Annotated in this window: 13 protein-coding genes and 1 riboswitch; all 13 genes read left to right on the top strand. The window is 64.9% G+C overall.

Annotated elements, in window-relative coordinates; all coding sequences use genetic code 11:
• Positions 1–80 precede the first annotated feature (80 nt).
• Positions 81–287: riboswitch (cobalamin riboswitch) on the bottom strand.
• A gap of 182 nt (positions 288–469) precedes the next feature.
• The 13 genes from ACGHJ7_RS03125 to ACGHJ7_RS03065 all read left to right on the top strand — a co-directional run bounded on the left by ACGHJ7_RS03125 (position 470) and on the right by ACGHJ7_RS03065 (position 15508).
• The gene (locus tag ACGHJ7_RS03125) at positions 470–1678 is read left to right on the top strand and encodes a cell wall hydrolase (RefSeq protein ID WP_390474522.1); all 1209 of its coding nucleotides are present in this window, start codon (positions 470–472) and stop codon (positions 1676–1678) included.
• A gap of 147 nt (positions 1679–1825) precedes the next feature.
• Positions 1826–2149 (top strand): hypothetical protein, encoded by a 324-nt coding sequence (locus ACGHJ7_RS03120; RefSeq protein ID WP_390474521.1) that lies wholly within the window; start codon positions 1826–1828, stop codon positions 2147–2149.
• Positions 2150–2275: 126 nt separating this feature from the next.
• Entirely contained in the window at positions 2276–4216 is a 1941-nt protein-coding gene (locus ACGHJ7_RS03115) for a putative bifunctional diguanylate cyclase/phosphodiesterase (RefSeq protein ID WP_390474520.1), read from the top strand.
• Positions 4217–4532: 316 nt separating this feature from the next.
• Entirely contained in the window at positions 4533–5507 is a 975-nt protein-coding gene (gene mdh / locus ACGHJ7_RS03110; protein WP_390474519.1) for a malate dehydrogenase, read from the top strand.
• Between the two features lie 5 nt (positions 5508–5512).
• Positions 5513–5986 (top strand): hypothetical protein, encoded by a 474-nt coding sequence (locus ACGHJ7_RS03105; protein WP_390474518.1) that lies wholly within the window; start codon positions 5513–5515, stop codon positions 5984–5986.
• 25 nt (positions 5987–6011) lie between these two features.
• Positions 6012–6902, top strand: a complete 891-nt coding sequence (sucD, locus tag ACGHJ7_RS03100; RefSeq protein WP_390474517.1) for a succinate--CoA ligase subunit alpha — start codon at positions 6012–6014, stop codon at positions 6900–6902.
• Positions 6903–7005: 103 nt separating this feature from the next.
• Positions 7006–9855 (top strand): 2-oxoglutarate dehydrogenase E1 component, encoded by a 2850-nt coding sequence (locus ACGHJ7_RS03095; protein WP_390474516.1) that lies wholly within the window; start codon positions 7006–7008, stop codon positions 9853–9855.
• Positions 9856–9857: 2 nt separating this feature from the next.
• Entirely contained in the window at positions 9858–11120 is a 1263-nt protein-coding gene (gene odhB / locus ACGHJ7_RS03090) for a 2-oxoglutarate dehydrogenase complex dihydrolipoyllysine-residue succinyltransferase (protein ID WP_390474515.1), read from the top strand.
• A 50-nt stretch (positions 11121–11170) separates the two neighbouring features.
• Complete coding sequence (locus tag ACGHJ7_RS03085; protein WP_390474514.1) at positions 11171–11467, top strand: hypothetical protein; 297 nt, start codon at positions 11171–11173, stop codon at positions 11465–11467.
• Positions 11464–12870, top strand: a complete 1407-nt coding sequence (gene lpdA / locus ACGHJ7_RS03080) for a dihydrolipoyl dehydrogenase (protein ID WP_390474513.1) — start codon at positions 11464–11466, stop codon at positions 12868–12870. The genes ACGHJ7_RS03085 and lpdA overlap by 4 nt, the downstream gene beginning before the upstream one ends.
• A gap of 7 nt (positions 12871–12877) precedes the next feature.
• Positions 12878–13711 carry a hypothetical protein gene (locus tag ACGHJ7_RS03075; RefSeq protein WP_390474512.1) on the top strand — a complete coding sequence of 278 codons (834 nt, stop codon included), beginning with the start codon at positions 12878–12880 and terminating at the stop codon, positions 13709–13711.
• Positions 13708–14136 carry a VOC family protein gene (locus tag ACGHJ7_RS03070; protein ID WP_390474511.1) on the top strand — a complete coding sequence of 143 codons (429 nt, stop codon included), beginning with the start codon at positions 13708–13710 and terminating at the stop codon, positions 14134–14136. The genes ACGHJ7_RS03075 and ACGHJ7_RS03070 overlap by 4 nt, the downstream gene beginning before the upstream one ends.
• A gap of 37 nt (positions 14137–14173) precedes the next feature.
• Positions 14174–15508, top strand: coding sequence for an amidase family protein (locus tag ACGHJ7_RS03065; RefSeq protein WP_390474510.1), 1335 nt, complete (start codon positions 14174–14176; stop codon positions 15506–15508).
• Positions 15509–15563: the final 55 nt, after the last annotated feature.

Here is a 15563-nt window from a genome sequence, read left to right as displayed (position 1 = left end):
CACAAGCGTCGCCCATGACGGCGGACAGACCCTTGCGGTCTGCCCATCGATCCGTTGCCGTCGGTGCACCCCGCCCGCGGCTCAAGCGACTGTCTACAGGCAGGTTTCCTGGCTCCCGGATCATCGGCCCGCCCCCGCCTTCCCGCCCGGTGGACAGTGGCATTGTGGGAGCGCGCCTTCCCGGTCACAGTTGCGGGGGCAGCAGGGGATTTGCCGGCCGGACGGCCCGCTCACCCCTTTCCCTCTTAGCCGCGCTTTCGCACGGCACCCATGACAGGCCTGCGCCCCTAGCCCCGGCAGGCGTCCGGTGCAAGCGGCCGCGGCAGGCGTTAACCCGCTCCTTACCCTGAATCTTAAGCGCGCAATCCGGTCTGTCCCTCTAGGGGACGGGCCCAATACTGCGCTCGTGCGGGAAGCTGGTTGCCCCTAGTTACGCCTACCCCCACGAAGCCAAGCACCGGATATCCGTTTGACCCCTCGCTCCACCGCTCCTGCCCCCACCCTTACAGGCCCCCGCGCCTCGCGCAGGGTCGATGGCAAGCGGCTGGGCCCCAAGTCGCGGGCCGCGCTCATCCTGGCGGCGGCAGTCGGTGTGCCGGCCTTCGCAGCTCCGGGCGAATGGCGCGCCTTCAGACCGGAAGCCGAACAGGCCGAACCGGCGGCGGTCACCCCAATGCCGTTCGAAGAGGCTGGCAGCAGCTTCCCCGGATCGGCGTTCTACTACCTCGACGATACACCGGATCTGGCTGTCCAGTCCCGGCCGCTCGACACCCGGCCCGGTGCAGGTTTCGGTTCGGGAACGCTGGCCGACGGGGTGGACGTCTTCAATCCTCTCGAAGTCATGTCCGGCGACCCGGCACGGGCTGTCGAAATCCGCGATGCCGGGCCGGCGGCGCGCGCTTTCCGTTCCGGCGGGACCGGCCTCGACAAGGCGCGTGCGCTCCAATGCCTGACGCAGGCGGTCTATTACGAAGCGGCAAGCGAGAGCACGGGCGGACAGAAGGCGGTCGCCCAGGTCGTGCTCAACCGCGTGATGCATCCGACCTACCCCGCCAGCGTGTGCGGCGTCGTCTATCAGGGCAGCGAACGGCGGACCGGCTGCCAGTTCACCTTCACCTGCGACGGCAGCATGGCGCGGAAGCCGTCGGCCAGCGGCTGGGCCCGTGCGCGGCGCGTCGCGGCAGAGGCGCTGGCAGGCGATGTCTACACGCCTGTGGGCTATGCCACGCATTACCACACGACGTGGATCAATCCCTACTGGGCCAGCAGCCTCGACCATATCGGCACGATCGGCGCGCACCGCTTCTATCGCTGGAAAGGCAGCGCGGGCCGGCCCGGCGCGTTCCGCACTGCCTATGTCGGCGGCGAGCGCATTCCGCGCCCCTCCCCCCGGAGTGCGGAGCCCCTGCCTGCATCGGCTGCCGACATGGCGCAGACACCTGCCGCAACCGATCCGGTCGCGCTGGCCCGCGCTTACGAGGAAGCCCGCGCGAAGGCCGCAGCGGAGGCGGGACGGCGCGCGCCGCCACCGGTCTACACCGCGCAGGTAGAAGCGGCGGGCGGGGATGCACAGTTCACCGCAGAGAAACTGCCGGGCGCAGGGGCCGTACGCCCCGAATACGCCAATGCCGGACAATGGAAACCGGGCGCCGGAAACGGCGGGAATGCGGGCCAATAACCACCTTCACGCAAAGCTTAATGGCCGCATAACCTTAAGCGGAAACAGGTGCTTAGCCCCCTATCCCTAAGACAGTCCCCGCCCCGGCTGCCGACAGGCTCCATCGCTTCGCAGCCCGATAGATCACGTCGTAGAAAGCCATACATCATGTCGATCCGTTTCGCCGCCGCCCGCCGCCGGACATGGTCCCCCGTCGCCCGCGCCCTGGCCCGCCGCGCGCGGGGCCGGGCTGCGAACGACAATCTGGACGGCGCGATCGTCGACACCGACAAATTGCTGCGCGCGGCGCTCGAGCAGTTCCAGGTGCATGGCCTGGGTGCGGCAGACCACGCCTTTGCCAAGGCGGAACGGGCACTGCTGAGCGATGCGCGCGACGAATTCGAGAAATGGCATTCGATTTGCCGTGCACTGGACCGGCCCATGGCCGACCGCCTGGCCATGCGGCAAAGGATGCTGGACGCCTGCGCCTGACCGGCGTGCCAGAGCGATGACCCATTTTGCAAAATCATTATCGGCCGATTAACCGAAAAATGACGCTTTCGCCCTAATCCGGGCGTCATACGAACGACGCAGAAGATCAGATGGCTGCGTGACGTCGTGAGCCGCAAGCTGGGCGCGGACGCCATGAACGAGCAGGTCCGCCGGACCCTCGTTTCGTCGCTCTACACCCAGCCATCCAGCCTTGCGATCGGTGCGTTCAACGGCATTCTCGTCAGCCTGGCTGCGGCCTGGTTTGTGCAGAATGCAGTCTTTACTGCAGTCGCGGTTGCGATGACGGTCGCTGCCCTGGTCCGCGTTGCCGTGGCATTCGCCATCAACCCGGACAACGCCCGGCACAGCACCGACAAGCTGGAAACGATCTACGAGATTGGCGCATTCGCCTATGCGGGATTGTTCGGCCTGCTGGCGGGAATGGCGATCGTGATGGGCGCAGGCGCGGGCGTCGAGGTCCTGCTGGTCGGTCACGCCCTGTGCTACGGGACCGGAATTTCCGCACGCAATGCAGGCCGTCCCGTGATTGCGCTGGGCCAGATGGTCCTGTGTTTCGTCCCCATTGGTGTCGGGGGCCTGCTCGAAGGATCAGCCGGGTATCTCGTGATGGCAGCAACCATACCTTTTGCGATGCTCGCCATGGTGGCGATCACCAGCAATACCTTCCTGACAATCTACCAGTCGATCGCGCACGCGCAGGCCAGCCGCACCATGGCGACCAAGATGGAACGCCTCGCCAGGACCGACGTGGTGACGGGCCTCGCCAACCGGGCCGGCCTGAACCACGCGCTGGTGCAGGCCATCATGAATGTCCCGCGAGAGCGGCAGATCGCGCTTTTCTGGCTGGATCTCGACCGCTTCAAGGAGGTCAACGACCTTCTGGGCCACCAGACGGGCGACCGGGTACTGGCGAAAACGGCAGACCGGCTGCAATCGGTCGTGCCGGCCGGGAGCACGGTTTCGCGGTTTGGCGGGGACGAATTCGTGATCGTGAGCGAAGTCGACGACCGCGCCGCCTGCGAGGCACTGGCCGTGCGGATCCTGGACGACCTTCATCGTCCGATGGAATTCGACCGCGAGCAGCTGGAGGTCGGCTGCTCCATCGGCATCGCGTTGATGCCGGAAGACGGGGAGGATGCGGACACGCTGCTCCAGCACGCCGACCTCGCGCTGTACGATGCCAAGATGGGCGGGCGCGGTCGCAGCCGGTTCTTCGATCCGTCCATGACCCGCGATCTGGCCAACAGGCGCGAGATCGAGGCGGAACTGCGCGCCGCGATCCAGCGCGACGAACTGTCGATCTTCTTCCAGCCGATCGTCGATCTGCAGACCGGCAAGATCCGCACCTTCGAAGCGCTGGTCCGCTGGTTCCACCCGGTCAAGGGCGAGCTGCGTCCCGACCAGTTCATTCCCGTCGCGGAAGAGACAGGCGTCATCGTCACCCTGGGGAACTGGATCACGAAGCAGGCAGCGAAGGTCTGTGCCGGTTGGCCGGAGGACGTGACGGTCGCCGTCAACCTGTCGCCCCTGCAGATCAAGGCACCGGGCGCGGCGCTGGGGATCATGGCCGCCCTGCGCGAGGCCGGGCTTGCCCCGCACCGTCTCGAACTCGAAATCACTGAAAGCGTGCTCGTCGACGACAACAGCGCGACCGAGCGGTTCATCGGCGACCTTTCCGCAAAGGGCGTGCGGTTCGCGATGGACGATTTCGGGACGGGCTACTCCTCGCTCGGCTATATCAACAAATATCCGTTCTCGAAGATCAAGGTAGATCGCAGCTTCGTGTCCGGTCCCGATATCGGCCGCAAGACGCAGGCCATCATCCACGCCGTGGCCGAACTGGGCTCGCAGCTGGACATGGAAATCGTGGCCGAGGGGCTGGAAAAGGCCGAGCAGGTCGAATCCGTCCGCGCCGCCGGCTGCACGCTGGGCCAAGGATATTATTTCAGCCGTGCCGTGCCGGACTATCTCGCCGCCATGCTGCTGGCGCAGGAACGGGGCGAACACGGGTCTGCGATTGGCAGAGGTTTGCAGGCAACCGGCTGATCGGCCGAACGCTTCGCCGCATGCCATCGCGGTCCATCAGGAACCCGTTGCAGATCCCGTGCGTAATCGCATTGGGCAGGCGTCTGGCGTCTGTATTTCGGGACCTTATTGCAATTGCGAACCATTTGCAAAGATAGTCTGCGAAACGGCAGCTTTGGTGGTTGCAATCGTGCAGGCTGCGGCCTAGTCGAATGACCCGAGTTTGCCGGGCGCGCTCCCTCGCGGGACGAATTGGCGCGTCACCGGCTGATGGGCCGCGTATCTTGCGCCATGCCCGTAACGTCGTCCCGCGCGGTTGGAAGGACGCTTACCCCCTATGGCTCAAAACGCAGGTCGCAAGAAGATCGCCCTTATCGGTTCCGGCATGATCGGCGGCACGCTCGCCCATCTCGCCGCGAAGAAGGAAATGGGCGACATCGTCCTGTTCGACATCGCGGAAGGCATGCCTCAGGGCAAGGCGCTGGATCTGTCGCAGTGCGGACCGGTCGAAGGCTTCGATGCGAAGATCACCGGTTCGAACGACTATGCCGACATCGCAGGCGCCGATGTCGTGATCGTCACCGCCGGTGTCCCGCGCAAGCCGGGCATGAGCCGCGACGACCTGCTCGGCATCAACCTGTCCGTCATGAAGTCGGTCGGCGAAGGCATCAAGAACAACTGCCCCGACGCTTTCGTGATCTGCATCACCAACCCGCTCGACGCGATGGTCTGGGCGCTGCGCGAATTCAGCGGCCTGCCGCACAACAAGGTCGTCGGCATGGCCGGCGTGCTCGACAGCGCGCGCTTCGCCACCTTCCTCGCATGGGAATTCGACTGCTCGGTAAAGGACGTGAACGCCTTCGTGCTGGGCGGCCACGGCGACACGATGGTCCCGGTCAAAAGCTACACCACGATCAACGGCATTCCGGTCGACGACTACGCGAAGATCAAGGGCGTTTCCGCCGACCGCATCGACGAAATCGTCGACCGCACCCGCAAGGGCGGCGGCGAGATCGTCGGCCTGCTCGGCAACGGCTCGGCCTATTACGCCCCGGCGACCAGCGCAATTGCGATGGCCCAAGCCTATCTCGGCGACCAGAAGCGCATCCTGCCCTGCGCCAGCCATGTCGAAGGCAAGTACGGCCTCGACGGCCTCTATGTCGGCGTCCCGACCGTGATCGGTGCCGGCGGCACCGAAGACGTGGTCGAGATCGAACTGTCGGACGAGGAAAAGGCCAACCTCAAGGTCTCCACCGACGCGGTCGAGGAACTGCTCGAGGCGTGCAAGGGCCTGGATAGCACGCTGGCCTAAATGGCATGACTGGCCTCGCATCTCTCGCCCTGTTCGCAAGTGCGACTGCCGTCAGCCCTGATGCGGCTGCGGAAGAGTTGCGTGATCATTTTCTGCGCTTCTGCATTTCGGCGGCTGTTGCCGAGATTCCTGCAATTGCGTCCGAGTATCGCTGGGTAGAGGTTGCTCCGACCGGTGAAGAAAACCTGCCTCGCATCTTTACACCCGAGGGGAAGGATTTTCCGACCCTCGTGTTGGTTCCTACAAGGCAGTCGGACGCGTCTTCGTTGACCTGCACTGTTTATGACCCGGCAATTGAGCGAGAAGATTTAGTCGCCGCGGCGTCGCAAGCCCTCGGTGATTTTCGTCAAAAAGCGGATAGCGATAACATCGCTTGGATGACACCAGACGGACGTACGGTCGTAGGCCGTAACATCCGCGTTTCGACTTTCGAGAGCGAACGAAAGGTGTTCGCTTTGAGCGTGCGCAAGACGCTGTGAATTGAAGATTAGAAGGAAAAACTGAATGTCCATCCTCGTAAACAAAGACACCAAGGTCATCACGCAAGGGATGACTGGCAACACCGGCACCTTCCACACGCAGCAGGCGCTCGATTACGGGACGCAGATGGTTGCAGGCGTGACGCCGGGCAAGGGCGGGACCGACCATATCGGCCTGCCGCAGTTCAACACCGTGCGCGAGGCGAAGGCCGAAACCGGTGCGACCGCTTCGTGCATCTACGTGCCGCCGCCCTTCGCAGGCGACGCGATCTGCGAAGCTATCGATGCCGAGATCGAGCTGATCATTGCCATCACCGAAGGTATCCCCGTGCTCGACATGGTTCGCGTGAAGGCTGCGCTGGAAGGGTCCAAGTCGCGCCTAATCGGCCCGAACTGCCCCGGCGTGCTGACGCCCGGCGAGTGCAAGATCGGCATCATGCCGGGCAAGATCTTCCAGAAGGGCAGCGTCGGCGTGGTCAGCCGCTCCGGTACGCTGACCTATGAAGCCGTCCACCAGACCACCATGGTCGGCCTCGGCCAGACGACGGCTGTCGGCATCGGCGGCGACCCGGTCAACGGCACGAACTTCATCGACGTGCTCGACCTCTTCCTCGACGACGACGAAACGAAGTCGATCATCATGATCGGCGAAATCGGCGGCAGCGCGGAAGAAGAAGCAGCAGCCTTCATCAAGGAACAGGCTGCCAAGGGCCGCAAGAAGCCCATGGTCGGCTTCATCGCAGGCCGCACGGCGCCTCCAGGCCGCCGCATGGGCCACGCAGGCGCGATCGTCTCGGGCGGCCAGGGCGGCGCGGACGACAAGATCGCGGCGATGGAAGATGCGGGCATTCGCGTTTCGCCCTCGCCCAGCGAGCTCGGCACCACGCTGGATGCCATGCTGAAGGAAATGGCCTGATTTCGCGACGCGGAAAGGTTTTCTCCTCCCCGGGAGCCTTCCGCGCCGCCGAGGCATTGAGTGAATAGCCGGCATCGGAGCCGGTGCGAAAGGTCGGCCTGACATGGGCAACGAAACACACGATTTCCTCCCCGAACTGGGCGACCAGGAAGGGCCGCAGCCCGGTCCGTCCTGGGCGAATCCGCGCTGGCTGGCAGAAGCGGTCGACGCCGATGCCGACCTGACGCAGGCGCTCGACCCGACGCAGATGAAGCAGGCCGTCGCCGCCGCCGCGAAAAAGGCGGGCAAGGCGATGGACGCAGGCGCGGTGGAGGAAGCCGCCGGCGATTCCATCCGCGCCATGCTGCTGGTGCGCCTCTACCGCGTGCGCGGCCACATGGCGGCCGACCTCGACCCGCTGGGCCTGTCCGGGCTGGAAGAACCGGAAGACCTCAGCCTGGAATGGCACGGCTTCGCCGGACAGGAAGACAAGGAAGTCTATGTCGGCGGCGTGTTCGGCTTCGAATGGGTGAAGGTGGGCGACCTCTACCAGGTCCTGCGCGACACCTATTGCGGCAATGTCGGCCTCGAATACATGCATATCACGGACACCGAGGAACGCCGGTTCCTGCAGGACAAGTTCGAGACGCCCGAAGACACGATCCAGTTCACGCCCGAAGGCAAGCAGGCGATCCTCGCCGCCGTGATCCGGGGCGAACAGTTCGAGGAATTCCTCGGCAAGAAATATGTCGGGACAAAGCGGTTCGGCCTCGATGGCGGCGAATCCATGATCCCCGCGCTGGAAGCGGTCATCAAGTATGGCGGCGCGGACGGCGTGCGCGAGATCATCTACGGCATGGCGCATCGCGGTCGCCTGAACGTGCTCGCGAACGTGATGGCCAAGCCCTACAAGGTCATCTTCCACGAATTCCAGGGCGGCAGCGCGAATCCCGACGATGTCGGCGGATCGGGCGATGTGAAGTACCACCTCGGCACCAGCACGGACCGCGCCTTCGACGGGATCGAGGTCCATATGAGCCTCGTGCCCAATCCCAGCCACCTCGAAGCGGTCAATCCCGTAGTCCTGGGCAAAACACGCGCGCAGCAGGCGATCCGCGACGACCTGGCGAAGCACCAGCAGGTGCTGCCGGTCCTGATCCACGGCGATGCGGCCTTTGCCGGACAGGGCGTTGTTTGGGAAAGCCTGAGCCTGTCGGGCGTGCCCGGTTACGATACCGGCGGCTGCATCCACTTCATCATCAACAACCAGATCGGCTTCACCACCAGCCCGAAATTCGCCCGCTCCAGCCCTTATCCCAGCGACGTGGCGAAGGGCGTCCAGGCCCCGATCCTGCACGTCAATGGCGACGACCCGGAGGCGGTGACCTTCGCCTGCAAGCTAGCGATCGAGTACCGCCAGAAATTCGGCCGCGATATCGTGATCGACATGTGGTGCTATCGCCGCTTCGGCCATAACGAGGGCGACGAGCCGAGCTTCACCCAGCCGCTGATGTACAAGGAAATTCGCGGCCATCCCAAGGTAAGCAAGATCTATTCCGAGCGGCTCCGCGAGGAAGGCGTGATCGACGACGGCATGGCCGACCAGCTGCGCGCCGATTTCGTCAGCCAGCTGGAAGACGATTTCGCCGCCGCGAAAAGCTACAAGCCCAACGAGGCGGACTGGTTCGGCGGACGCTGGGCGGGCATGAACAAGCCGGCCGATTCGGAAACCGCGCGGCGCAATGCCGACACCGCGATCGAGAAGAAACTGTTCGACAGCCTCGGCAAGACGTTGACGCAGGTGCCGGATGACCTGACCATTCACAAGACGCTGGGCCGCGTGCTGAAGGCGAAGAAGGAATGGTTCGACACCGGCGAAGGCTTCGACTGGGCCACCGCGGAAGCGCTCGCTTTCGGCAGTCTGGTGACGGAAGGCTTCGGCGTGCGCCTGTCCGGGCAGGACAGCGGCCGCGGCACGTTCAGCCATCGCCACGCGGTCTGGGTCGACCAGACGGACGAGCGCAAATACATCCCGCTGACCACCCTGCCCCACGGCAAGTTCGAGGTCTATGACAGCACGCTGTCCGAATATGGCGTGCTGGGATACGAATACGGGTTCGCCATGGCGGACCCGAAGACGCTGGTCTTGTGGGAAGCGCAGTTCGGCGATTTCGCCAATGGCGCGCAGATCATGATCGACCAGTTCATCGCCGCCGGCGAGGTCAAGTGGCTGCGCGCAAACGGCCTCGTCATGCTGTTGCCCCACGGTTATGAGGGACAGGGACCGGAGCACAGCTCGGCACGGCTCGAACGCTTCCTCCAGCTATGCGCGAACGACAATATCCAGGTCTGCAACATCACCACGCCGGCGAACTATTTCCACGTGCTTCGCCGCCAGATGCTGCGCCCGTTCCGCAAGCCGCTGGTCATCATGGCCCCCAAGTCGCTGCTGCGCCACCCGATGGCGAAAAGCCCGGCGAAGGAATTCATGGGCGACCATCACTTCATGCGGATCAAGTCCGATACGAAGGACATTGCCGACGAGAAGGTAAAGCGCCTTGTCCTGTGCAGCGGCAAGGTCGCCTACGACCTGATCGAGAAGCGCGACGAGGAAGGGCTGGACGATGTCTCCATCGTGCGGATCGAACAGCTCTATCCCTTCCCCGGCGAACCGCTGGCCGTGCGCCTGAAGCGCATGACGAACCTGGAAACGGTCGTCTGGTGCCAGGAAGAGCCGAAGAATAACGGCGCATGGTTCTTCGTCGACGGCAAGATCGAAGAAGCACTGGGTGAAGCCGGCAAAGGCGGGATGCGTCCCTGCTATGCCGGCCGCGAAGTCGCCGCATCGCCTGCAACGGGCTATGCGGCGCGTCATAAGGTACAGCAGGATGCGCTCGTCAGCATCGCGCTCGGTCTCGCCGATGGCGGCGAAGCCCAGCGAAACGGCGAACGCGACTGCAGGAACGAGGGATAATAATGGCTACCGAAATTCAGGTCCCGCAACTTGGTGAAAGCGTCACCGAGGGCACAATCGGCGAATGGCTCAAGAATGTCGGCGATGCCGTGGCGGTGGACGAACCCATCGTCAGCCTCGAAACCGACAAGGTCGCAGTCGAAGTCCCCTCCCCCGTGGCGGGCGTGATCCGCTCTTTGGGCGCAGAGGTCGGCGACACGGTCGAAGTCGGAGCAGTCATCGCGACGGTGGAAGAAGGCGGCGCGCCCGCCGCTACCGGCGAAGAAGCTGCACGCAAGGAACAGCAGGCGGAAGAGGGCCAGGCGAAGCGCGAAGCCAAGTCCGGCGACGCTGCGGCCGCTTCCGATGCCTCCCAGACGCTGAGCCCGGCCGTGCGCCGCGCAGTCCTGGAACACGGCGTCGATCCGACCACGATCAAGGGCACCGGCAAGGATGGCCGCCTGACCAAGGAAGACGTGATCGCCGCTGCAAAGAACAAGGGCGACGACAGCTCCATTGCCGATGCCGCGCCTGCGCAGGCACAGCAGGTCGGCACGGCCTCTTCCGGCGGTGAAGGCCGCGGCGCGAGGGCGGAAGAGCGGGTCAAGATGACCCGCATGCGCCAGACCATCGCCAAGCGCCTGAAGGGCGCGCAGGACAATGCCGCGCTGCTCACCACCTTCAACGATTGCGACATGAGCGCGGTCATGGAAGCGCGGGGCAAGTACAAGGACCTGTTCGCCAAGAAGCACGACATCAAGCTCGGCTTCATGGGCTTCTTCGCCAAGGCCGCCTGCCTCGCGCTGAAGGACGTGCCGGCCGCCAACGCCTATATCGACGGGGACGAGATCGTCTATCACGACTATGTCGACATCTCGGTTGCGGTCAGCGCGCCGAACGGCCTGGTCGTCCCGGTCATCCGCGATGCGCAGGCCAAGGGCTTCGCGCAAATCGAGAAAGACATCGCCGATTTCGGCAGCCGCGCGCGCGAAGGCACGCTGACGATGGACGACATGAAGGGCGGCACCTTCACCATTTCCAATGGCGGCGTTTTCGGCAGCCTGATGTCGACACCGATCATCAATCCCCCGCAGAGCGCCGTTCTCGGCCTGCACCGGATCGAGGATCGCCCGGTCGTCGTCGATGGCGAGATCGTGATCCGCCCGATGATGTATCTGGCCCTGTCCTACGACCACCGCCTGATCGACGGGCGCGAGGCCGTGACCGCGCTCAAGATCATCAAGGAAGCGATCGAGGATCCCACCCGGATGCTGATCGACCTGTGATGCGGCAGGAGCGGCCTTCGGCAGCCCCCCTTGCCTCCCTCGCCCTGTCCATGGTGGCGGCCCTTGCGCTGGCTGCATGCGACCAGGCGGCGGAGGAAGGCAGCGGCGGCATGATGGCGCAGGTCCGCGCCCAGTGCATCGCGCAGGTCAAGGGCCTGCCCATCGCCGCAGAAGCGGCCGACACGGTCTGCGACTGCACAGCGCGGCGCGCACAGGACGAACTCGATATCGGCGGTTTGATTTCCGGCGAGACTACCCAGATAGAAACGATAGTGGCGCAGTGCGCGCAGCAATATCTTTCCGGCGGCGCCGACGGCGAACGCACGGACGAGGCAGAGGCACAATGAGCGATACGAAATACGATTACGACGTCCTTGTCATCGGCGCTGGCCCCGGCGGCTACGTCGCGGCCATCCGTGCGGCACAGCTGGGCCTCAAGACCGCCTGCGCGGAAAGCCGCGAGACCCTGGGCGGCACCTGTCTCAATATCGGATGCATCCCGTCCAAGGCGCTGCTCCATGCCAGCGAACTGTTCGAGGAAGCCGAGGGCGGCCACATGGCCAAGTGGGGCATGAAGACCTCGGTCGAACTCGACCTGCCGACCATGATGGCGGAGAAAACGAAGGCCGTCGGCGAACTGACGGGCGGGATCGAATTCCTGTTCAAGAAGAACAAGGTCGACTGGAAGAAGGGCCATGCGACCTTCGTCGATGCCCATACCGCCGAAATCAAGAGCGAGAAGGTAACGGCGAAAGATATCGTCATCGCCACCGGCTCCAGCGTCACGCCCCTGCCCGGCGTCGAGGTCGATAACGCCAAAGGCCGGATCGTGGACAGCACCGGCGCGCTCGAAATCGGCGAAGTGCCGGAGCACCTGGTCGTCATCGGCGGCGGCGTGATCGGGCTGGAACTGGGTTCCGTCTGGCGCAGGCTCGGCGCGAAGGTCACCGTCATCGAATATCTCGACATGCTGCTGCCCGGCATGGACAAGGATATGCGCAAGGAAGCGGGCAAGATCTTCAAGAAACAGGGCATGGACCTGAAGCTGAAGAGCAAGGTCACCGGCGCCGAGGTCAAGGGCAAGAAAGTCCATGTCTCGGTCGAACCGGCAGATGGCGGCGATGCCGAAACGATCGAGGCGAGCCATGTGCTGGTCTCCATCGGGCGGCGTCCGAACACCGACAAGCTCGGACTCGATGCCATCGGGCTGGAGCTGAACAAGCGCGGCCAGATCGAAACCGACCACGATTTCCGCACCAAGGTAGACGGCGTGTGGGCCATCGGCGACGTGATCCCCGGCCCGATGCTGGCGCACAAGGCCGAGGACGAGGGTATTGCGGTCGCCGAAAACATCGCCGGCCAGACGGGCATCGTGAACCACGCCCTGATCCCGGGCGTGGTCTATACCATGCCCGAATTCGCCGATGTCGGCATGACCGAGGAAGAGGCGAAGGAAGCGGGCCATACGATCAAGATCGGCAAGTTCCCCATGATGGCCAACAGCCGCGCGAAGGCGAACCGCGACACGGATGGTTTCGTGAAGGTCATTGCCGATGCCGACACCGATCGCGTGCTGGGCGTCCACATCGTCGCCAGCCTTGCCGGTACGCTGATTGCCGAAGCTGCGGTCGCCATGGAATTCGGCGCGACGAGCGAGGATATCGCCTATACCTGCCATGCCCACCCGACCCATGCCGAGGCGCTGAAGGAAGCGGCCATGGCGGTCCAGGGCAAGCCGATCCACATCTGATCGGGTCATGACCGACGGCAGGACAGGAGGGCTGGCGAGGAAACTCCCGGCCCTTCTTGCCCTGCTGGTCCCTGTCGGCGCCGGCCTGCTATATCTGTCGGCAGCCGGAGCGCCGGGGCAATACATCGCGATCAATTCTGGCGCGCTGATCATCGCATCAGGTTGGATCCTGGCGGGACGGTCCCCGCACACCCTACGCGGGCGCCGCATCATGGTCGCTGTGCTGCTCGCGCTGTGTTTCGTCCCCCTCCTGACCGGGCCATGGGTCAACGGGATCGCCCGCTGGCTGCCGGTGGGTCCACTGTCGCTTCATGCCGGCTCCCTCGCCTTCCCCGCGATTGCCGTGCTGGCTGCGCGAGACCGGGAATTCGCGGCGCCCGTTCTGCTGGCCGCCATTCTCGCTGCCTCGCTCCAGCCGGATGCGGCATTCGGTTTTGCCGCCGTATTCGCCGCCGCCGGCCTGCACGACCGGACCCGCGACTGGCGCATAGGGCTTGTCTGCATCGTGGGGTTCGCTGCATCCCTGATCATGGCCGTGCGCGGAGAATTGCCGCCCCAACCCTTTGTCGAGCGGGTGATAGTCGATGCCATGCAGCTCTCCGTTGCCGCTGGAATCGGATTGATGCTGGCCATGGCAGCCGGCTTTGCGCTGGTGCTGTTTGCCGACCCTTTCTACACCCATGCCCGTTTTGCGCTGGCTGGCGCGTGGTTCGGCTTTGCCATCATCGCGCTTATCTCGCACTATCCCGGTATCCTGATCGGATATGGTGCATCCCCCATTCTCGGCTTCGGCCTTGCCCTAGGCCTTTCGGTGCCGCCCCAGGAAGACACCCCGTCATGACCCTGCCCCCGTTCCATCTCGCCTTCCCTGTTCACGACCTCGATGCCGCGCGCGGCTTCTACGGCGGTATCCTCGGCTGCCCCGAGGGCCGCAGCAGCGACGAATGGATCGACTTCGACTTCTATGGCCACCAGATCGTGGCGCATCACGCCCCTGTCGGAACCGGCGAGGGCGGCACCGGCGCGAGCAACCAGGTCGACGGGGAGGACGTGCCCGTTCCCCATTTCGGCGCGGTCCTGTCGATGGAAGAGTGGCGCATCCTGTCGAAGCGGCTGACGGCAGAGGGTGTCGATTTCATCATCGCCCCGACCATCCGCTTCGAAGGCCAGCCGGGAGAGCAGGCGACGATGTTCTTCCGCGATCCCAGCGGCAATGCGATCGAGATCAAGGCCATGGCCGACCCGTCGAACCTGTTTGCCCGCTGACGCCAACCCAGCCTGCCCCCTTGACGGAGTCTCGCCCATGACCTTTCCCAGCCTGACCGACCAGCCCGGCGCACTGGAAACCGCCACCCTGATCCGTGAAGGTCGGCTTTCCCCGTCGGAGGCCACGGACCGCGCCATTGCCCGGATCGAAGCGCGCGACGGCCCGATCAACGCGGTGGTAGTGCGCGATTTCGACAGGGCGCGCGAAACGGCAAAGGCAATGGACGGCCAGACGCCTCTGCCACACCAGACGCTGTTCGGCGTTCCGCTGACGATCAAGGAAAGCTTCGACGTGGCGGGCCTGCCCACGTGCTGGGGGCTGAAGGACCACGCCGGGCATATCGCGCAGGCCGACGCCGCCGTGGTGCGCCAGCTGAAAGCGGCAGGCGCGGTCATGCTGGGCAAGACCAACGTCCCGCCCGGCCTGGCGGACTGGCAAAGCTTCAATCCCCTTTATGGTCGCACACGCAACCCGCATCACGTCGACCGGAGCGCCGGGGGATCGTCCGGCGGCGCTGCCGCAGCGGTCGCAAGCGGCATGGTCGCTGCCGAATTCGGCACCGATATCGGCGGTTCGGTGCGCGTGCCCGCCCATTTCTGCGGCATCTGGGGGCACAAGACGAGCTGGGGCCTCGTCAGTTCGGAGGGGCACACGGACCCCGCCTTTGCCGACCGCGGCCGGCATGACGGGGCATTGAACGTGGCAGGACCGCTGGCCCGTAACGCGGCCGACCTTGCCGCGATGCTGGAACTGACTGCCACCATTCCCCTCCGGCGGCGGGACAAGCCACTGGAGACAATGCGCTTCCTCGCCCTGCTCGACCACCCGGCCAGCCCGATAGACGACGATGTGCGCCAGCCGATCGAGGCAGCGCTGAATGTCCTGCACGGTGTGGGAGCCTCCGTCGACGTGGGTTACACCGATTTGCCCGACCTGGCGGGCGATCACGCCGCCTATCTGAAGATGCTCAACATCACCATGGCACGCGGGGCCCCGTCGCCAGGTGGCCATCAGGCGAGCGCAGCGGACTGGTTCGACCTCATGGACGCGCAGGCCCGGTGCGAGCGAAGCTGGGCGCGCCTTTTCGAAAGCTACGACTTCGTGCTTGCCCCGCCCGCCAATATCCTCGCCTTCCCGCACAGGAACGAGCCGCTGTTTCGCGGCGAGATCGCGATTAACGGAGAGGAGCGCGACGCGGCGGAGGGGCTGGCATGGGCCGGTATCGCCACGTTCCCGAACCTGCCGGCGACCGTCCTGCCCGTGGGGGCGAGCGGGGACCTGCCCTGCGGGATGCAGGTCATCGGACCGCGCTGGAGCGACTTCGATTGCATCGCCGCTGCCGAGGCCATAGGGGCGCGGCTGCACGGCTGAATATCACGCCGGGCATGGCAGGCGAGGCGCGGCAGCGACCGCCCGTTTTCGGAGT

It is taken from the genome of Altererythrobacter sp. MTPC7 (assembly GCF_042851395.1).
Lineage (GTDB): Bacteria > Pseudomonadota > Alphaproteobacteria > Sphingomonadales > Sphingomonadaceae > CAJXSN01.
Note: the sequence above shows the minus strand (reverse complement) of the source record. Positions and strands in the feature narration are given on the sequence as shown.

Bases quoted from the DNA above. Each gene is read 5' to 3' on its own strand.
- ACGHJ7_RS03120 (WP_390474521.1), top strand. From the start codon at position 1,826: ATGTCGATCCGTTTCGCCGCCGCCCGCCGCCGGACATGGTCCCCCGTC.
- mdh (WP_390474519.1), top strand. From the start codon at position 4,533: ATGGCTCAAAACGCAGGTCGCAAGAAGATCGCCCTTATCGGTTCCGGC.
- ACGHJ7_RS03105 (WP_390474518.1), top strand. From the start codon at position 5,513: ATGACTGGCCTCGCATCTCTCGCCCTGTTCGCAAGTGCGACTGCCGTC.
- sucD (WP_390474517.1), top strand. From the start codon at position 6,012: ATGTCCATCCTCGTAAACAAAGACACCAAGGTCATCACGCAAGGGATG.
- ACGHJ7_RS03095 (WP_390474516.1), top strand. From the start codon at position 7,006: ATGGGCAACGAAACACACGATTTCCTCCCCGAACTGGGCGACCAGGAA.
- odhB (WP_390474515.1), top strand. From the start codon at position 9,858: ATGGCTACCGAAATTCAGGTCCCGCAACTTGGTGAAAGCGTCACCGAG.
- ACGHJ7_RS03085 (WP_390474514.1), top strand. From the start codon at position 11,171: ATGGTGGCGGCCCTTGCGCTGGCTGCATGCGACCAGGCGGCGGAGGAA.
- lpdA (WP_390474513.1), top strand. From the start codon at position 11,464: ATGAGCGATACGAAATACGATTACGACGTCCTTGTCATCGGCGCTGGC.
- ACGHJ7_RS03075 (WP_390474512.1), top strand. From the start codon at position 12,878: ATGACCGACGGCAGGACAGGAGGGCTGGCGAGGAAACTCCCGGCCCTT.
- ACGHJ7_RS03070 (WP_390474511.1), top strand. From the start codon at position 13,708: ATGACCCTGCCCCCGTTCCATCTCGCCTTCCCTGTTCACGACCTCGAT.
- ACGHJ7_RS03065 (WP_390474510.1), top strand. From the start codon at position 14,174: ATGACCTTTCCCAGCCTGACCGACCAGCCCGGCGCACTGGAAACCGCC.